This window comes from Stenotrophomonas sp. AS012628, assembly GCF_010608305.1.
Taxonomy (GTDB): Bacteria; Pseudomonadota; Gammaproteobacteria; order Xanthomonadales; family Xanthomonadaceae; genus Stenotrophomonas; species Stenotrophomonas geniculata.
Genome location: NZ_VMBJ01000003.1, coordinates 133,514 through 152,359 on the forward strand (window position 1 = coordinate 133,514; position 18,846 = coordinate 152,359).

Sequence of the window (18,846 nt, forward strand, 5' to 3'; positions counted from 1 at the left end):
TGCCTCGGGTCGAAGTCCAGTGTCGCGTGTTGCCCGTAAACGGTATGTCAGTCGAGGCCGCACGTGGCGTGACTTTACCGCAGCCATTCAGGATCAGGCAGGGTCCGCAACCGGTGGTGCCGGCAGGGCCGGTCAGGTCCCGCGTGGCTTGGCCCGGTGCGTGGCCGTGGCCGTCCACGGGTCATCCGGCCACGGATGGCGCGGGTAGCGGCCCTTCATCTCCTTTTTCACTTCGGCGTAGGTGTTTTCCCAGAAGTTGCGCAGGTCCTGGGTGACCTGCAGCGGCCGGCCACCGGGCGACAGCAGGTGCAGGGTCAGCGGCACGCGCCCATCGGCGATGCGCGGCGTATCAGCCAGGCCGAACAGTTCCTGCAGCTTCACCGCCAGCACCGGCGGCAACGGCTCGCCACTTTCGCTGTCCAACGCGTAGGTGATCGGCCGTTCCAAGCCTGAAGGTACGGTGATGCGGGTCGGCGCATGGCGCTCGACCAGCTGCCGCTGCGACCACTCCAGCGGCGACTTCAGCGCCTCGCCGAAGCTGGACTCGTCCAGCGCATCCAGACGGCTCTTGCCGGCGAACGCGGGCTGCAGCCACTGCGCAAGGTTGGCCAGCAGGGCCGCGTCGCTGCAGTCGGGCAGATCCAACTCCGGCATCCAGCGCCGCAGTGATTCCACCCGTGCCTGCCACTGGCGCAGGCCTTCGGTCCATGGCAGCGCCTGCAGGCCGAGCTCGGCCACCGCGTCAGTCAGCGCCTGCGCGGCGTGCTGCGGATCGACCCGGCCGGCCGAGCGGCTGTCCAGCACGATGCGGTCGAAACGGGTCTCGCGCAGGGCCACCAGGGCGCGGCGCTCGCTTTCCCAGCGGACCACATCTTCGGTGACGAAGCGCTCCGGCCACGCCTTGCGCAGCTGGCCTTCGTCCACCGGTGCGGCACGCAGCAGCAGCGCATCGCGTGCCTCGAAGCGAAGCTCGCTGGCCACCAGCCACGGTTCGCCACGCAGGTCGCTCAGTTCGTGCAGGCGCGCGCTGCGACCATTGGCCAGCAGGTAGCGCAATGGATCGCTGGGATGCTGGAAACCGATCCGGTCGGGGAAGGCATGTGCGAGCAGGTCACCCAGTTCGTGGGCCTCGATGCTGGCGGGCGGCGCGGCATCACAGCGCAGGCGACGTCGCCACTGCTTGGCGGCCGCATCGATGGCGGCCAGACCGCTGTGGTTGGCATCGGACGGCGCACGACCATTGCGGAACGCGGCCAGCGCACGCCAGCGTGCGGCCAGCGCATCACCGCCCTGGCGCAATGGGTCGCGCGCCTCCAGCAGGGCGGCCAGATCAGCGGCCAGCGCCTGCGCACGTGCATCGGGCGCCGCCAGCAGCATCGCCGCCATCCGCGGATGCGTGCCCAACGCCAGCACGCGCCGGCCAAGTGCGGTGATCGCACCGCTGCTGGCCAGGGCGCCGAGCCGTTGCAGCAGTTCGCGTGCCGCGCCCATCGGGCCGGCCGGCGGCGGGTCGAGGAAGCGCAGGTCGCTGCTGCCCCAGGCCGCCAGTTCCAGTGCCAGTCCTGCCAGTTCTACCTGGTCGATCTCGGCGCGACGCTGTGGCTCCAACCGCTGCGACTGCGGCCACAACCGCCAGGCCACGCCCTCGGCCACGCGTCCGGCGCGGCCGGCGCGCTGGTCGGCCGACGCCTGCGCGATGGCCACCACGTCCAGCCGGGTAAAACCGCTGTTGGGGTCGTAGCGCGGTTCGCGTGCCTGGCCACTGTCGATCACCACGCGCACGCCGGGCAGGGTCACCGAGGATTCGGCCACGTTGGTGGCCAGCACCACGCGGCGGCGACCATCGCTGGCGGCCTGCAGCACGCGCGCCTGTTGTTCCACCGGCAGTTCACCGTGCAGGGCCAGCACTTCGACGCCGGCATCCAGCGATTCCTGCAGTCCAGCCTGCACGCGCGCGATTTCGCGCTGGCCGGGCAGGAACACCAGCAGGTCACCGGGGTGTTCGGCCAAGGCCTGCTGCACCGCGCGGCGCACCTGCAGTTCCAGCGCCTCATCGCGGCGCGCCGGGAAATGGCTGACCGTCACCGGGTAGCTGCGGCCTTCGCTGCTCAGCCGCGGCGCATCGAGGAAGCGTGCCAGCCGTTCGCCATCCAGCGTGGCCGACATCACCACCAGGCGCAGGTCATCGCGCAGCTGTGCCTGCACGTCGAGCGCCAGTGCCAGGCCGAGATCACCGCTGAGATGGCGCTCGTGGAATTCGTCGAACAGGATCGCACCGACCTCTTCCAGCATCGGGTCGTCCTGCAGCATGCGGGTCAGGATGCCTTCGGTGACGACTTCAATGCGTGTGCGCGCCGAGATCTTGTTCTCGAAGCGGATGCGGTAGCCGACGGTGCCGCCCACCTCTTCACCGAGCTGCCGCGCCATGAACAGTGCAGCGCTGCGTGCGGCCACCCGGCGTGGTTCCAGCAGGATGATCTTCCGCCCCTGCAACCACGGTGCATCGAGCAGCGCCAGCGGCACCTGGGTGGTCTTGCCGGCGCCGGGCGGGGCTTCCAGCACCAGCCGTGGCTGCGCGGCCAGGTGCTGCTGGATCTGCGGCAGCAGCGGGGAAATCGGGAAGAGCGGGGCGTTCATGTGCAAAGGATAAGGGGCCACGGCGGGCGCAGGTACAATGCGCGGGCACTTTTCCCCCACGATGACCATGCACCTGATCGATATCGGCGCCAACCTGACCCACGATTCCTTCGACCGTGACCGCGATGCCGTGCTGGATCGCGCGCGCCAGGCCGGCGTGGTGCAGATGGTCATCACCGGTGCCAGCCGCGAGCACTCACCGTTGGCGGTGCAGCTGGCGCAGCAGCATCCGGGCTTCCTGTATGCCACCGCCGGCGTGCACCCGCACCATGCGGTGGAATACACCGAGGAGTGCGATGCCGAAATGCGCGCGCTGCATGCCCACCCGGAAGTAGTGGCGGTGGGCGAGTGCGGGCTGGACTACTTCCGCGATTTCTCGCCGCGCCCGGCCCAGCACCGCGCGTTCGAGCGCCAGCTGCAGCTGGCCGCGGACAATGGCAAGCCGTTGTTCCTGCACCAGCGCGATGCGCATGCCGATTTCATGGCACAGATGAAGAACTTCGAAGGCCGCATCGGCCCGGCGGTGGTGCATTGCTTCACCGGCGAACGCGACGAACTGTTCGACTACCTGGACCAGGACTGGTACATCGGCATCACCGGCTGGCTGTGTGACGAGCGCCGTGGTGCGCACCTGCGCGAACTGGTGAAGAACATCCCGGCCAACCGCCTGATGATCGAGACCGACGCGCCGTACCTGCTGCCGCGCACCCTGAAGCCGATGCCGAAGGATCGCCGCAACGAGCCGATGTTCCTCTCGCACATCGTGGAAGAGCTGGCGCGCGACCGTGGCGAGGACGTTGCGGTGACGGCGGCCAATGCCACGGCGGCCACGCGCACTTTCTTCCGGCTGCCCGACGCGGGTTGATCCGTAGAGCCGAGCCCATGCTCGGCTTATCGCGCGCAGCGCGAAAGACGCAAAGAGCAGCCGAGCATGGGCTCGGCTCTACAAAGCGCTGTCCGGTAGCGCCGGGCCATGCCCGGCGAGCGAAGCGGCCAGCGCCTGCAGTCCTTCCCGATACGTCGGAAACCGCGGTGCCCACCCCAGCGCCACACGCGTGCCACGACTGTCGATGCGCTTGTTGCTCTGGTAGAAGCGCTGCAGCGTCGGGCTCAGCGCTGGATCGTCCCAGGCCACGGCCGGCGGCATCGCAAGCCCGGCCAGCTGCGCGGCGAAGGCCAGCACATCCTGTGGTGGTGCCGGTTCGTCGTCGGCCGGCAGGTATAGCCCCTCCACGCACGGCCGCTGCATCGACGCGATAACGACCGTTGCCAGGTCATCCACGTGCAGCCGGTTGAACACCAGCCCAGGGCGCACTACGTGGCGGGCGCGTGCCTGCGCCAGCTGCAGCAGCACATTGCGCCCCGGCCCGTACAGGCCAGGCAGGCGGAACACCGCCGAGGCGATGCCGCGTTGTCCGGCCAGCGCGCGCCACTGGGCTTCCGCGAGCAGGCGCTGCACACCGACGGCCCCGGTGGCATCTGCGTCGCTGGTTTCGTCGATCCAACCGCCAGCGCGGTCGGCATACACCGAGGTGGACGACAGATAACCGACCCAGCGCAGTGCCGGGCTGGCCAACAGCGCGGGCAGCAGCAGGCGCAAGGCAGGATCGCCCTCGGCATCGGGCGGCACGCTGCACAGCACGGCCTCGGCGTGTGCGATCTCCTCGAGCAGGGCCGGCGAAGGCGAGGCGTCAGCCTGCAACCGGTGCCGACGCAGGCCATCGCCGGGGGCCGCTGCCGGATCGCGTACTGTTCCCGCAACCTGCACGCCGCGCGCCCGTAGCTGCGCGGCCAACACGCGGCCACTCCAGCCCAGGCCGAGGATCAGCACCCGCGCCGGCAGCGCGCCCGCCTGCAGCGCGAGGCTCACGCGCCGCGCTGGGCCTGATAGGCCTGCAGGCTGCTGTACGCCACCTGCAGCAGCAGGCCTTCCTGGTCGGCTTTGCGCGCACGCACCAGCATGTCGCCGACGATCTGTTCGGCCTCCACCTGCTGGCCAGCCTCCAGATCACGCAGCATCGATGCCTTCAACGCCGAGCCCGCCTGGGTGAGGGTGCCGCGTGCGGTGTCCTGCGCGGCATCGGGAATCGGCTCACCGGCCGCTTCGGCCACGGCCAGGCATTCGTCGTACAGGCCGCGCACGATCGCCTCGCCATCATCGGTGGCGACGATGGTGCCGATGTCCGCGCGCAGCAGGCAGGTGGCGGCGGCCAGTGCGGTCAGGAAGGTGTACTTGATCCACTGCTCCTGACCGATGCGCTCGCTGGCCAGGTGGTCGAGGTTGGCCTGTGCGCAGGCAGCAGCGAAGGCACGCACTCGCGCGGAGATCGCGCCACCATCGCGCTCGCCGAAGGTGAGCTTGGCTGGCTTGCCCAGATGCAGCACGGCGCCGTCAGCGGCCTTGGTGGCGCTGATGAAGCACAGGCCGCCGAGCACCGCCTCGCGGCCGAAGCGCAGATCCAGCGCGTCGTAGTGATGCAGGCCGTTGAGGATCGGCAGTACGGTGGTGTTCGCGCCCACGGCCGGAGCAATGGCGTCGATCGAGCTGTCCAGGTCGTAGGCCTTGCAGCTGAGGATGACCAGATCGAACGGCTTCTGCGCGGCCAATGCGGGCAGCGTATCGGCGGTGACGTGCTGCACCGGGAAGCGGGCGTCGCCGAGCGGGCTGCGGATGACCAGGCCGTCGCGGTCCAGCTGGGCGGCGCGTGCGGGGCGGACGAGGAAGGTCACGTCCACGCCGGCCTGGGCCAGGCGACCACCGAAGTAACCGCCGGTACCGCCGGCGCCGAGGATCAGGATACGCATTGCACGTTCACCGTTTGCTGGGGGAATCATGAGTCCGATTGTGCCGGAGAATGTGGCCAACGGCGGTGCCCCCGTGGTGGTTCGCGGAAAGCACTGTTCATCGGGGGTGGCCGGGCGCGGCCACCACGGGAAGCAGATCAAGAGCGGAAGCGGGTCGTTCGCTGCGCTCGCTCGTGTAGAGCGGTGCTCAGGGCAGCTGTTCGCTGAAGTCCTCGGTGTATCCCAATAGAAGCGTGGTTCGGGTGGCCAGCGTTGCAGCCAGTTGTGACCAGATGTCGTGCGTTCCGGCAGCGTAGACACGCTGCAGGTCAGCAACCAACGCGTTTGCCTCTGCTGGCGATGGCGCGCTGTCGCGCTGGAAGCCCAGCCACGATGCGCCGAGTCCGAACAGGCGGTAGTCGTAGCGCTCCTGCAGGTGCCGTATCAGGGCGTGATTCTGGAAGATGTCCCAGTCCGCGCTGAAGTAGCCGTTGGGCAGGGCGGCGATCAGCAGGTCATCGCGGTCCACCGGCACCTGCTGTACGCAGACCGCTTCGTCGACGATGAGGTCGGGTGCGGCATTGGCCGTGACCAGCGTCTCGATGTGTGCGTCATTGCACAGCAAGGTACCCGGCAGGGTGGTCCATTCCAGCCGATGAGAGGAATGTTCGAGCTGCGCGACGACATGCGCCAGCAACCGCTGGCGTGCCGCCAACGCATCTTCGGGGGTTGCCGGGTCTTCGTCCTCGTACAGTGCGATGCGCGCGTCGTCGGACGCGTGCATGCTGGTGTAACGGCACTGACCGACATCGTCGAGCGTGCACAGATAGCGATGGCGGGGATTGGCCACGTGCAGCGACGCCAGGCAATCCAGTACCTCATCCAGCGTGGACGAATCGCCCAGCAACACATGGCTGAAGGCATCGATGGGGCCGTCCGACACGGCCTTGTCCAATGGAATGGAAGTGATCTTCATCGCCACAGCCTAGCCGCAATCCCAGACGAAAAGCGCCGAGCATCGGCTTGGAACGCTTCATTCACGCATGGCGTGGATCCATCGTGTCGACCAAGGTCGACACCCACCCACAGCAGCGGCAATCTGTCGAAGGCGGGGTGGGTCCGATTGCGGGGGTGTCCGCGGCATGGATGCCGCGGCCAAGCCCCCAGGGATGGGTTTACGGCGTCCCCCGCAACCGGACCCACCCCGCCAACCCACGGAATGCCAGCTTTTGATGTTGCCGTAGAAGTTGACGTTGATTCGGCGGGTGCAGGGCCGCAGGCCCTGCACGCAAAACTCAGCTGCGCATGCCCACGCCACGGCGCAGCAGCCACAGCGCCAGCGCCGTCAGCACCACCACGAAACCGATCATCAGGCCGTAAGCCACCGGCAGCGGCACATCGCTGCTGCCCAGCAGGCCATAGCGGAACGCATTGACCATGTAGAAGATCGGGTTCGCATGCGTGGCCGCTTCGGCCCAGCCCGGCAGCAGCTTCACCGAATAGAACACGCCGCCCAGGTAGGTCAGCGGGGTCAGGATGAAGGTCGGCACGATCGCCACGTCGTCGAACTTCTTTGCATACACCGCATTGATGAAACCGGCCAGCGAGAAGATCGTCGCGCCCAGGATCACCGTGGTCAGCATCACCAGCGGGTGCGGGATGCGCACCGGGGTGAAGAACATCGCGATGATCAGCACGATCACGCCCACCATCAGGCCGCGCAGCACGGCGCCGGCCACGTAGCCCCACAGGATCACCCAGTTCGGCATCGGGCTGACCAGCAGTTCTTCCACGTGGCGACCGAACTTGGCGCCGAAGAACGAGGAGCTGATGTTGCCGTAGCTGTTCTGGATCACGCTCATCATCACCAGGCCCGGCACGATGAACTGCATATAGGTGTAGCCACCCATGTCACCCACGCGCGACCCGATCAGGTTGCCGAAGATCAGGAAGTACAGGGTCATGGTGATCGCCGGCGGCACCAGGGTCTGGCCCCAGATGCGCATGATGCGTGCGACTTCGCGGCGCACGATGGTCAGCAGCGCGACGCGGTTGCGCTGGCCGTCGGTCAGCTCGGTGGTGCTCATGCGGAAGTCTCCAGGTTGCCAGTGAGGCGCACGAACAGCTCCTCCAGGCGGTTGCTCTTGGTACGCATCGAACGCACGCGGATGCCGGCCTCGTTGAGCGTGGCGAACACGCGGTTGAGGTCCATTGCGCGTGGCATGTCGATGTCCAGCGTGTGCGGGTCCGGCGCGGTCAGCGTCGCGCCTTCGATCACCGGCAGCTGCGCCGGCAGCTCACCGTCGATGTCCAGCAGGAAGCCTTCCACGTCCAGCTTGGCCAGCAGGGCGCGCATCGGGCCCTGCTCGACGATCTGCCCATGGTTGATGATCGCCAGGTGGCGGCACAGGTACTCGGCTTCTTCCAGGTAATGGGTGGTGAGGATGATCGTGGTGCCGGCCGCATTGATCTCCTTCAGCACCCGCCACATGTCGCGACGGATCTCGATGTCCACGCCGGCGGTTGGCTCGTCCAGGATCAGCAGGCGCGGGCGGGTCATCATCGCGCGGGCGATCATCAGCCGGCGCTTCATGCCGCCGGACAGCGTGCGGCTCATCACCTGGGCCTTTTCCCACAGGTGCGCGCGCTTCAGCTCCTCTTCGGCGCGCTGTTCCGCTTCCTCGCGCGGCACGCCATAGAAGCCGGCGTAGTTCACCAGGATGTCGAAGGGCTTCTCGAACAGGTTGAAGTTGATTTCCTGCGGCACCAGCCCGATCAGGCGCATGGTGGCGCTGCGGTTGCGCACCAGGTCGCTGCCGAACACTTCCACCTGGCCCTCGCTGAGGTTGACCAGGGAGCTGATGATGCCGATCAGGGTCGACTTGCCGGCGCCGTTGGGGCCGAGCAGGGCGAAGAAATCGCCCGGGGCCACTTCCAGGGAAACCCCCTTCAGGGCCTGGGTGCCGTTGTCGTAGGTCTTGCGCAGGTCGCGCACGCGCAGGGCGGGCGCCATATCGTTCTGGGATGCCAAGCTCGAAGCCTTCGCGCCCATGGGCTGGCGCTGGAGAGGGGCGGGGAGGGGCTATTATAGAAGACCCCGAGGGCTTGCCCCGGCTACACACTGTCCCGAAAAGTCGTGCCTGTTCAATTCCCCCTCAAGCTGGTCGGCTGCCGCATGCTGGCCCCGACCGTCGGCCACTACCAGTTCGTGCGTGACGATGGGCAGCCGCTGGATTTCCAGCCCGGGCAGTTCATCCAGGTCCATTTCAGCTACGCCGACGGCACTGAAACCAAGCGCAGCTACTCGCTGGCGACCATCCACGACCATGCGCTGGGCCCGGGCGAGGCGGTGGATATCGCGGTCAGTTTCGTGCCCGGTGGCGCCGCCACGGCCCTGTTCGAGGCGCTGGAGCCGGGCGGCCAGATCAGTGCGTCCGGCCCCTATGGCCGGTTCTGCCTGAATCCCGGCGACCACAATGCCCGTTACCTGCTGATCGCCACCGGCACCGGCGTCACCCCGTACCGCTCGATGCTGCCGCTGCTGGAAACGGCGATGGCCGAACGGGGCGTGCAGATCGTGCTGCTGCAGGGCGCGCGCAGCCCGGGTGAGCTGCTGTACAGCGAAGATTTCTACAGCTTCGCCGAAAAGCACCGGAACTTCCGTTATGTTCCGTGCCTGTCGCGCGAACTGCCGGCTGATCCTCACCCGGACGTGCAGCACGGCTACGTGCAGCAGGCGCTGGCCGGTTTCACGCCGGACCCGGCCACCGACATCGCCTACCTGTGCGGCAACCCGGACATGGTCGATGCCTGCGCCGAGCTGCTGAAGGCCGCCGGCCTGGGCAACCCGCAGATCCGCCGCGAGAAGTACGTCAGCAGCAAATAGGTCCGGGTAGTGCCGGCCGCTGGCCGGCATTCCCTGAACCGGAGGCGGCATCACGCCGCCCCCGGTGCCCTGCTTCAGTACGCGATCCAGGCATCACGCCAGGCAAAGCCCGTGCCCGGGCGATAGGCATCGGCATTGATGTTGCACCACGCGCCTTCCGGGAACGGGCGGCAGGCGTAGAGCCTGCCGTCGGTACCCTTGACCACGGTTTCGCCCGGCTTGTAGCTGCCGATACCGGCCGGATACACGAAGTCGTAGTCGTCGCCCGGCGGCGGATCGATCGGGCCCGGCACACGGGTATCGATCTGGAACAGGTTGCCCGGCTTCAGGTAGACGCGGTTCTCGGTGGCCGAGGCGACCGGTGTGATCACGCCGTTCTTCATCACGCCTACGCGCGCCTGCTGCGCACTGGCGTTGACCTTGCGGGCCAGCGCCAGCGGCCACTGGTTCGCAGCGGTCTGACCTGCGGCCAGGGTGATCTCCGGGCGCTCCAGATCGTTGCCCTGAGCGTTGAACACGCGCAGGGTCACGGTGGTGCCCACGTCCAGCGCACCGCGGGCGGTGACCGGGCCGGCATCCTGCCACTGCGGCGGCGGGGTCACACCACCGCCCCCCTCAAAGCGCACGTCCGCGCAGGTATAGAACGCTTCACCGGAATCCGAGCGCTGCCAGGTGTTGTAGATGATGTGCTGGCCGCTGCGCTTGGGCAGTGGGCAATCCAGCTTGTAGACGTCGCCGGAGACCGGCACGTTACCCGCCGTGCAGAATTCCTGCAGGTCGGCCCAGCGCAATGGGCTGCCCGGCTGCCAGCCGTCGCGGGTGACGTAGAACTTCCACTCGCGGGTGGCATGCGGGGCCGGTGCCTTGAACTCGAAGGTGTAACGCCCGCGCGAATCGGCATGGATCGGTGAGGTCGGCCAGTCACTGCGGTTCAGATCGAGGCCGCGGTACTTGCTGTTGCCGCCGCTGCACAACTCGCCATCTGGAACCACCGCTTGATGGTTGCCATTGGCGTTGGCCTGATTGACACCGGCCCAGTCGTAGAACGGCTGGGCGCCACCAATGGCCTTGGCGGCGGCACAGGCCGGGTTGGTCGGATTTTCGGGATTGCCCTGGTAACAGGAATAGACGCGGCTGGAGGGTTTGGACATGGTGCCGTGGGCGAAAGCGCTGCCAGAGGTGGCAATGCCTGCGATCACAGACAGCGCGATGACAGTCCGATGTGACAGATGCATGGAGATCTCCTGTGGGTGGTGAAACCCCGCGAAGTCTCGGCATCCCACCCGCCCGCATCCATCGGATTACTTTGAAAAAAGCATCGCGTGGTTCCGTATGGGAACGGCTTCACACTCACGCGCTGGCGCGTCTCACGCTATGCAGGGAACGGCGCTCTGCCACCGTTCCCTGCACCCGGTCTCAGTATGCGATCCAGGCATCGCGCCAGGCCGCACCCACACCCGGCCGGTACGCCTCGGCATTGACGTTGCACCACGCACCTTCCGGGAACGGGCGGCAGGCATACAGCTTGCCGTCGCTGCTCTTCACCACGGTCTGGCCCGGTACATAGCTGCCGATGCCTGCCGGGTACACGTGGTCGAAATCACCGCCCGGCGACGGCGTACCCGGGTCCGGCACCCTGGTATCGAGCTGGAAGCGGTTGCCGTCCTTCAGGTACACGCGATTGTCGGTGGCCGACGCCGACGGCGTGATCACGCCATTGGCAAGCACACCCACGCGCGCATGCTGTGTACTGCCATTGACCTTGCGGGCAAGCGCCAAGGGCCACTGCGAGGCAGACGTCTGGCCGCTGGCCAAGGTCGTTTCCACACGTTCGACATCGTTGCCGCTGGCGTTGAACACCCGCAGTGCCAGCGTGGTACCCACCGGCAACTCACCGCGTGCGGTCACCGGGCCAGCATCCTGCCATTGCGGTGCCGGCGTCGTACCTCCGCCGCCGCCTTCAAAGCGCACGTCCATGCAGGTGTAGAACGCTTCGGTCGAATCCGAGCGCTGCCAGGTGTTGTAGATCACATGCTGGCCGTTGCGCTGCGGCAGCGTGCACTGCAGCTTGTAGGTGCCATCGGCCGACAGCGGCGTATTGCCCAGGGTGCAGAACTCCTGCAGATCGGCCCAGCCCAGCGGGCTGCCCGGCTGCCAGCCTTCGCGGGTGACATAGAAGCGCCAGTCACGCGTGGCATGTGGCGCGGTCGCCTTGAACACGAAGGTGAACCTGCCATTGGCATCGGCATGGATGGGCGTGGTCTGCCAGTCGCTGCGGTTCACGTCCAGGCCGCGGAAGGTGGGATTGTTGCCGCTGCACAGCTTGCCGTCGGGCACCACGGCCTGGTGGTTACCGTTGGCGTTGGCCTGGTTGATGCCGTTCCAGTCGTAGAACGCCTGCGATCCACCGACCGCCTTGGCGGCGGCACAGGCGGGGTTGGTCGGATTCTCGGGATTGCCCTGGAAACAGGCATAGACGCGGCTGATCGGCGTGGTCATGGTGCCGTGGGCGGATGCATTCCCGGCCAGGCATAGGCCCGCAGCCGCGAACGAGGTGGCCATCAGCAACGGTATGGATCGGAATGACATGGCGCTTCCTTGTGGTCGTCGAAAGAGAGCGGTGGCCGCAGGAGCTGCGCTGCACGGCGGACTTTCGGCGGCACCACGGCGAGTATCGAGTCGCAGCGCAGGGGGCGGAACCATGGAAATGCCGATCCGTGACTGTGGGTGTGAAGCCCTTCCCGCAGGCTTCACGCGGGACTGAACGGATGCGCTGGCGATCACGTCTTCGGCGTGGCAACGATCACGTCGTGGAGATCGTGCTACGTCGGCGTCATACCCACGCGATCCGCCTGGCATGAGAAGCAGCCGTGGGCCGCGTTGTGCAGCTGCACGAAGGCCACGGCAGGATCGGCAAACAGCGCGTCCAGCCGAGCGGAGACGTCCGTGCCCGCGCTGATCTCTGCGGCCAGCATCCATGCAGCCTGGTCATAAGCGCGCAACGAGATCATCCGGCGCTGTACGTACGGCGGTACTTCACCCGGCGGCAGCACGCAGCGGGTGACGCCACGCTGCACGAAGATCGGGCCCGAGGCGTGATAGGGCGAGTGCAGGGGCAGGTGCACATGGGACAACAGCAGCAGCTCGCTGCCACCGGGTGGATCGCTCAGGCTGATCCGGCAGGGGTGTCCTCCTGTTTCGCCGGCCCAGCGACGCTGGATGCCCAGCGCAGCCAACGCGGTGTCGCTCTTCTCGAACAGGTGCAGGAACGGGCGGTGGTCGATGCCACCGAGGTACCACGCATGCATGGGCGTCTCCTTGGTTTTCCGCGGATTCTGCGCATGCGCCGGCCGCCATGCTCGACGTTTTCAGACCCCGCATCGCCATCGGGGCGGGAAGCGCCGGAGGGATCGCACCACAAGGCGCTAAGATGCGCGCGCCCCCCGGCCGATGAGCGCCGCATGTCCCTGGATTTCCCGACCATTACCGTGCTTGGCTTCCTGCTCTGCATCGGCATTGCCGTGGGGTTCTCATTGCTGCTGGTGGTGCTGCGCGGGCAACCGGTGCTGCGCCTGTGGACCGCCAGCCTGTGGCTGCTGACCCTGGGTGTGACCCTGCTGGCGCTGCGACCCTACCTGCCGTTGGCGCCGGCCATACTGGCCGGGAATGCGGCGATGGCCGGCTGCGCGGTGCTGATGCTGCGCGGCGTGGCGCTGCATCTGGAACAGCCGCTGCCGCTGTGGCGTCCATTGTTGATGGCGGCCGCCTTCATGGCCTGCATCTTCGCCTTCCTGGTGCTGTGGCCGGACCTGGGCGTGCGCCTGCAGGTGTTCAGTGTGTTCACGCTGCTGGTCGATGGCTGGATCGCGTGGCTGCTGCTGCGGCATGCCCCCGTGCAGCAGCGCACCAGCTGCCGTCTGGCGGCGGCGGTGTTCCTGGCCGAGGCGGCCCTGTACGCGGTGCGCCTGTTCCTGCCGGTGGCACCCGATGCCGGCGAGGACATCATGCGCACCGGTACACCGATGTTCGTCACCTACCTTGCCGGCGTGATGCTGGAACTGGCGCGGTGCTTTGCGATGGTGCTGCTGCTGGTCGAGCGCATGCTGGTCGATCTGCGGCGTGCGGCGCGCACCGATGGGCTGACCGGGCTGCTCAACCGCAGCGCGGTGCTGGCCGATGGACAGGCACAGTTGCAGCGGATGCGTCGGCAGGGCCGGCCACTGGCCCTGTTGCTGGTCGACGTCGATCACTTCAAGCAGATCAACGACCGCTGGGGTCATCTGGCCGGAGACCAGGTACTGCGCCACTTCGCTGCGCTGCTGCAGCACGGTTTGCAGGGCCACGACACGCTGCTGGGCCGCTACGGTGGCGAGGAGTTCGTGCTGGTGCTGGCCGGCAGCACGCAGGGTGAAGCGATGGCGGGGGCTGCGGCGATGCGTACCGCTCTGCAGCAGAAGCCGGCGCGGCTGACCACCGGGCCGGTGACGGTCACCGCCAGCATCGGCCTGGCCATGGACGACGGCCACGGCGACCTGTCCACGCTGCTGGCAGCGGCAGACGCGGCGCTGTACCGGGCCAAGGCCGCCGGCCGCGATCGCCTGGCCTGCGCCACGCCGGCGGAGATTTCGCGTCTGCCCATCGCCGACGACGCCGTGCCCGTGTAAGTTGAGTCACATCTTCCGCGGCAGCCCGTCGTGGTTGCCAGGAACGTCCTCCAGGGGAAACGAGCACGATGCAAAGACACCACCTCGCGTTGGCCGCAGCGTTGGCCAGCCTGATGCTTGCCGGTTGCAGCCAGTCACCGTCACCCGGCGCCGAAGGCGCCAGCGATGCACCCAGCCGCCGCTTCGGCAGCATCGATTTCCAGCCCTGCACGCTGTCCACCGAAGGCGCCAGCGCCAACGTGGAAGCGCAGTGCGCCACCCTGCAGGTGCCTGAGGACCGGGCCCGGCCCGATGGCCGACGCGTCGGCCTGCGCATCGCCTGGCTGGAATCGGGCGATGGCGGCAGCAGCCAGCCCGATCCGGTGTTCTTCCTGGCCGGTGGTCCTGGCCAGGCAGCCAGCGAGGTGGCCGTCATTGTCGATACCGCCCTGCGTCAGGTGCGCAAGCAGCGCGACATCTTCCTCGTCGACCAGCGCGGTACCGGCGGCTCCAACCCGCTCAGCTGCCTCGGCGCGGACGGAAAGGAGCTGCCGATGGACGAGGACGCGGCGCCCTCCGAGGCCTTGCTGCGCGACTATGCCAAGCGATGCGCGGCTTCCCTGCAGGGACGTGCGGACGCACGTTTCTACACCACCACCGAAGCCATTGCCGACCTGGACGCGGTCCGCCAGGCCTTGGGCGTGGACCAGGTCAATCTGATCGGTGCGTCCTACGGTACCCGTGTGGCCCAGCGCTATGCGGGTACCTATCCACAGCACACCCGCAGCATCGTCATCGATGGCGTGGTGCCGAATGAGCTGGTGGTGGGCGGCGATTTCGCCAGGACGTTCGAAGACGCGATCGCCCTGCAGTCGGCGCAGTGCCGCAAGGACGCCGCCTGCAGCAAGCGCTTCCCGACCGATACCCGTGCGCAGCTGCGCAGCGTGGTAGAGACCCTGCGCCGTGCACCGGTTCCGGTCGAGTATCGCGATCCCGGCACCTACGACACCCGGAAGGATGTGCTGACACCGGACAGCGTTGTGGGCCTGGCTTTTGCGTTTTCCTACGTACCCCAGTACGCCTCATTGCTGCCGCTGGTTCTTGATGAAGCCGCGCACGGCCGCTACGCACCGCTCGCCTCGCTGGCGCGCGGTGCGAACCGCAGCATGGATTTCCAGATCAACCGTGGCATGCAGTGGTCGGTGATCTGCAGTGAAGATGCGCCGCGCTACCAGGCGCCGGCCGAGGATCCCGGGCGCCTGTTCGGCAACGACGTGGCAAGTTCCTTCTTTGCCGCCTGCCCGGCATGGCCGCACCGGCCGGCACCGGCAGGCAATGCCGTGCCGCTGCGCAGTGACGTACCGGCGCTGCTGCTGTCCGGTGAGCTGGACCCGGTGACGCCGCCGCGCTATGCCGAGCAGGTGCTCAAGGGCCTGCCCAATGGCCGCGCGCTGGTCGCCCGCGGCCAGGGCCACGGCACGCTGACCGCCGGCTGCATGCCGCGCCTGCTCGGCCAGTTCATCGACAAGACCGATGCCAAGGCGCTGGATGCCGGCTGCCTGGACACGCTGAGCTACGTGCCGGCGTTCACCTCGTTCAACGGATGGGAACCATGATCGTCGCCGACAACCTGCACAAGGCTTTCGACACCCGCACGGGCCGCATCCAGGCGGTCTCCAACGTCGGCTTCCGCGCCGAGGATGGCCGCATCACCGGCCTGCTCGGCCCCAATGGTGCCGGCAAGACCACCACCATGCGCATGCTGTACACGCTGATGACCCCCGACCAGGGCAGCATCAGCGTCGATGGTGTCGATGCTGCGCGCAATCCGGTGGACGTACGCCGCCACCTTGGCGTGCTGCCCGACGCGCGCGGTGTCTACAAGCGCCTGACCGCGCGCGAGAACATCGCCTACTTCGGCGAACTGCATGGTCTCTCGGCCGAGCGCATCCGCGAGCGCATCGAGGTGCTGTCACATGCACTCGACATGGGCGATATCCTCGACCGGCAGACCGATGGCTTCTCGCAGGGCCAGCGCACCAAGACCGCGATTGCCCGCGCGCTGGTGCACGACCCGCGCAACGTGATCCTCGACGAACCGACCAATGGCCTGGACGTGATGACCACGCGCGCACTGCGCCGCTTCCTGCTGGGTCTGCGCGAAGAGGGCCGCTGCGTGATCCTGTCCAGCCACATCATGCAGGAGGTGGCCGCGCTGTGCGATCACATCGTGATCATTGCCAAGGGCACGGTGATGGCTGCCGGCAGCGCCGATGAACTGCGCGCGCAGGCCGGCGAATCCAACCTGGAAGATGCGTTCGTGAAACTGATCGGCAGCGAAGAGGGCCTGCACGCATGAGCATGATGTCGACCCTGATGACGGTGATGCGCAAGGAACTGCGCGACCTTTCCCGTGATCGCCGCACGCTGCTGCTGACCCTGCTGTTCGGGCCGCTGCTGTACCCGGTGCTGCTGCTGGGCATGGGCAAGCTGGCCGAGAGCCGGGTGCGCACCCAGATTGAACAACCGCTGCAGATTCCGACCATCGGTGCGGACAACGCCCCCAATCTGGTGCGTTTCCTCGCCGCGCAGGGGCTGAACGCCGCGCCGGCACCGAAGGACCTGGCCGAGGCCATCCGCAGCCAGCAGATCGACGTGGCACTGCGCATCAGCGATGACTTCGGCAAGGACTGGGCCGATGGCAAGCCGGCGCTGGTGGAGGTGATCAAGGACAGTACCCGTCGCGCCGCAGAAGTGCCCAGCGCACGCCTGGAGGCGGCACTGGCGACCTACAATGGCCAGATCGGTGCGCTGCGCCTGATGGCGCGTGGCATCGACGCACAGGTCGCGCGGCCGCTGGACGTGGCGCGCCAGGACCTGGCCAGTGCCGAAGCCAAGCGCGGCATGATCCTGTCGATGCTGCTGCCGGTGTTGCTGACGCTGACCTCGTTCATCGGTGGCGCCTACCTGGTGATGGACGCCACCGCCGGCGAGCGCGAACGGCAGTCGCTGGAACCACTGCTGGCCACGCCGGGCTCGCGCAGCGCGATCGTCAGCGGCAAGATCGCCGCCGCCTGCGTGGTCGGCTTCGTGTCGCTGCTGCTGACTCTGGTCGCGTTCAAGGTGAGCGCGCAGATCGCGCCCGGCAACATCGGCCGCCAGTTCAACATGAATGTCGGTTCGATGCTGCAGATGCTGCTGGTGATGTTGCCGATGCTGATGATCGGCACCTCGCTGCTGACCTTCCTGTCGGCCGCAGCCAAGAGCATGAAGGAGGCGCAGAGCCACATGACCTGGCTGATGCTGCTGCCGATGATGCCCGGTTACGCGCTGGTGGCCTATCCGTTGAAGAGCGAGCTGTGGCAGTACGCCGTGCCGTTCCTGTCGCAGAACCAGATGCTGCTGAAGGTGATCCGCCACGAGCCGATCACGCCGGCAGTCTGGGCCATCTACCTGGGCGCCAGCCTCGGCCTGGCCGCACTGCTGTGGTTCGCCGCGGTGCGGCGCTACCACAATGAGCGTCTGGCGATCTCCGGCTAAGTGCGGGTGGTAGCGCCGGGCCATGCCCGGCGGATCTGAAACGAGGCCCGGTCATTCCGGGCCTCGTTGATTTCAGGACTGCGTTGCCTGCCAAATGGCGAAACGCTGGGCAATCACCGGTGCCAGTCGATCGAAGTTCTCCCAGGTATCGGCGACGTGGTACAAATCCGGGACATTGGCGCCCAGCTGTCCCTCATAGTCGTCCAGGTACTGGCCATTCTCGAGGTCGTAGTACGCAGCGGTGAACGTGTTGGCTTCATCACTGATCAGATCGTCGACGAATTTGCCGTCGCTGCACTCCAGCAGGAACAGGCCTGGCGTCGTTCTGCGTTCCAGCAGCGCCTGCAGGTCTTCTTCTGCGTCCTCGGCGAGCTCTTCGCTTGCCATGCCCTGTAGCAGCAGCCATGCCAGGTACATACCGATGTGAGTGGCACCGGCCTCTGCAGGAAGATCCGAAGGGAAGTCACCCCCGGAATGCCAGCTGGCGTCGTCGTACTTCATCTGTTGCGCTCCTGAAATCAGCAAGCAGCTTAGGTCGCAAGGAAGGATAGAGGGAGTGCTGGATACGTCAGTCCTCCCCGTACCGCGCAGGCGTCACTCCCATCTCGCGCTTGAACACGGCGATGAACGCACTGGGCGTGTCGTAGCCCATCGATAGCGCGACGCTGATCACCGGTTCGCCCGCCAGCAGGCGTGGCAGCGACAGCAGCACGCGCAGGCGCTGCCGCCACTGGCTCAAGGTCATGCCTGTTTCGGCCTGCCAACGGCGGGCAAGGCTGCGGCCGGACAGGCCGCTGCTGGCGGCCCAGTCCTCGATGCTGCGGCCGTCTTCGGGTGCGCGCGCCAGTGCGGCGGCGATCTTCTGCAGTCGCCGGTCACGCGGTTGTGCCAGGGCAAGCGGCAGAGGCGTGCTGGCGGCGATCTCATCGGCGATCACACCGGCCAGTCGTGCCTGCGCAGCATCCAGTGGCTGGTGGGGCCATCGCAGCGCACGTGTTGTCGCCGCCCGCAGCAGTGCATTGGGCTGGAAAATGCGCGGTGTGGCGGGCAGGCCCAGGCAGGCCTCGGCGTTGAAGTACAGGCTCCAGCCATCGAACCCGTCTGCGCTCAGCAGCGCGTGGGGCAGCAAGGGCGGTATCCAGGCGACGTGACCTGCGGGCAGCAGCCAGTGCAGGTCGTCGGCGGCGATCCGCAGCAGCCCCTGGTGTGCACCCAGCAGCTGCCCACGGGCATGCCGGTGGCGCGCTGTGCGACGCATACCGCGTTGGCGCAGCCCGGCCGCCAGCACCACCGGTCCGTCGGCGGTATCGGCCAACGTGGGGTCGAGTAATCCGGTGGTTGTCTGATCTGCCATAT

General features: G+C 67.3%; 17 protein-coding genes. 6 read left to right on the top strand and 11 right to left on the bottom strand.

Annotated features, from left to right (window positions below):
- Positions 1–132 precede the first annotated feature (132 nt).
- Positions 133–2,637 (bottom strand): ATP-dependent helicase HrpB, encoded by a 2,505-nt coding sequence (gene hrpB, locus G5A07_RS02955; protein ID WP_191862669.1) that lies wholly within the window; start codon positions 2,635–2,637, stop codon positions 133–135.
- 67 nt (positions 2,638–2,704) lie between these two features.
- On the opposite strand from hrpB, the gene G5A07_RS02960 reads away from it, so the two are divergent.
- A complete protein-coding gene (locus G5A07_RS02960) occupies positions 2,705–3,502 on the top strand; it encodes a TatD family hydrolase (RefSeq protein WP_032129204.1) in 798 nt (265 codons plus the stop codon).
- Positions 3,503–3,580: 78 nt separating this feature from the next.
- On the opposite strand, the gene G5A07_RS02965 is transcribed toward G5A07_RS02960, so the two are convergent.
- The 5 genes from G5A07_RS02965 to G5A07_RS02985 form a co-directional block, all read right to left on the bottom strand.
- Positions 3,581–4,507: an NAD-dependent epimerase/dehydratase family protein gene (locus tag G5A07_RS02965; protein WP_191862670.1), complete on the bottom strand. Its 927-nt coding sequence runs from the start codon at positions 4,505–4,507 to the stop codon at positions 3,581–3,583.
- A complete protein-coding gene (gene panE, locus G5A07_RS02970; RefSeq protein ID WP_191862672.1) occupies positions 4,504–5,442 on the bottom strand; it encodes a 2-dehydropantoate 2-reductase in 939 nt (312 codons plus the stop codon). Before panE ends, G5A07_RS02965 begins: the two co-directional genes overlap by 4 nt.
- 187 nt (positions 5,443–5,629) lie before the next feature.
- Positions 5,630–6,397, bottom strand: coding sequence for a hypothetical protein (locus G5A07_RS02975; RefSeq protein ID WP_191862674.1), 768 nt, complete (start codon positions 6,395–6,397; stop codon positions 5,630–5,632).
- Positions 6,398–6,716: 319 nt separating this feature from the next.
- A complete protein-coding gene (locus G5A07_RS02980) occupies positions 6,717–7,508 on the bottom strand; it encodes an ABC transporter permease (RefSeq protein ID WP_019336752.1) in 792 nt (263 codons plus the stop codon).
- Positions 7,505–8,473 carry an ABC transporter ATP-binding protein gene (locus G5A07_RS02985; RefSeq protein WP_019336751.1) on the bottom strand — a complete coding sequence of 323 codons (969 nt, stop codon included), beginning with the start codon at positions 8,471–8,473 and terminating at the stop codon, positions 7,505–7,507. The genes G5A07_RS02980 and G5A07_RS02985 overlap by 4 nt, the downstream gene beginning before the upstream one ends.
- 84 nt (positions 8,474–8,557) lie before the next feature.
- Here G5A07_RS02985 and G5A07_RS02990 point away from each other — a divergent pair, with 84 nt between their 5' ends.
- Positions 8,558–9,307: a ferredoxin--NADP reductase gene (locus G5A07_RS02990; protein ID WP_099559826.1), complete on the top strand. Its 750-nt coding sequence runs from the start codon at positions 8,558–8,560 to the stop codon at positions 9,305–9,307.
- A gap of 74 nt (positions 9,308–9,381) precedes the next feature.
- Here G5A07_RS02990 and G5A07_RS02995 read toward each other — a convergent pair whose 3' ends face one another.
- From G5A07_RS02995 to G5A07_RS03005, 3 genes are all read right to left on the bottom strand, one after another.
- Positions 9,382–10,542, bottom strand: coding sequence for a lytic polysaccharide monooxygenase (locus G5A07_RS02995; RefSeq protein WP_049454132.1), 1,161 nt, complete (start codon positions 10,540–10,542; stop codon positions 9,382–9,384).
- Positions 10,543–10,723: 181 nt separating this feature from the next.
- Entirely contained in the window at positions 10,724–11,896 is a 1,173-nt protein-coding gene (locus tag G5A07_RS03000; protein ID WP_191862676.1) for a lytic polysaccharide monooxygenase, read from the bottom strand.
- Between the two features lie 233 nt (positions 11,897–12,129).
- A complete protein-coding gene (locus G5A07_RS03005; protein ID WP_043399484.1) occupies positions 12,130–12,615 on the bottom strand; it encodes a DUF1203 domain-containing protein in 486 nt (161 codons plus the stop codon).
- Positions 12,616–12,768: 153 nt separating this feature from the next.
- Here G5A07_RS03005 and G5A07_RS03010 point away from each other — a divergent pair, with 153 nt between their 5' ends.
- From G5A07_RS03010 to G5A07_RS03025, 4 genes are all read left to right on the top strand, one after another.
- Entirely contained in the window at positions 12,769–13,971 is a 1,203-nt protein-coding gene (locus tag G5A07_RS03010) for a GGDEF domain-containing protein (RefSeq protein ID WP_019336746.1), read from the top strand.
- Positions 13,972–14,039: 68 nt separating this feature from the next.
- Entirely contained in the window at positions 14,040–15,566 is a 1,527-nt protein-coding gene (locus G5A07_RS03015) for an alpha/beta fold hydrolase (protein WP_191862678.1), read from the top strand.
- Positions 15,563–16,309: an ATP-binding cassette domain-containing protein gene (locus G5A07_RS03020; RefSeq protein WP_057504146.1), complete on the top strand. Its 747-nt coding sequence runs from the start codon at positions 15,563–15,565 to the stop codon at positions 16,307–16,309. Before G5A07_RS03015 ends, G5A07_RS03020 begins: the two co-directional genes overlap by 4 nt.
- Complete coding sequence (locus tag G5A07_RS03025) at positions 16,306–17,490, top strand: ABC transporter permease (RefSeq protein ID WP_019336744.1); 1,185 nt, start codon at positions 16,306–16,308, stop codon at positions 17,488–17,490. The genes G5A07_RS03020 and G5A07_RS03025 overlap by 4 nt, the downstream gene beginning before the upstream one ends.
- Positions 17,491–17,562: 72 nt before the next feature.
- On the opposite strand, the gene G5A07_RS03030 is transcribed toward G5A07_RS03025, so the two are convergent.
- Both G5A07_RS03030 and G5A07_RS03035 read right to left on the bottom strand, forming a co-directional pair.
- A complete protein-coding gene (locus tag G5A07_RS03030; RefSeq protein WP_019336743.1) occupies positions 17,563–17,991 on the bottom strand; it encodes a hypothetical protein in 429 nt (142 codons plus the stop codon).
- Between the two features lie 67 nt (positions 17,992–18,058).
- On the bottom strand, positions 18,059–18,844 hold the full coding sequence (locus tag G5A07_RS03035) for a helix-turn-helix transcriptional regulator (RefSeq protein ID WP_043399471.1): 786 nt from the start codon (positions 18,842–18,844) through the stop codon (positions 18,059–18,061).
- Positions 18,845–18,846: the final 2 nt, after the last annotated feature.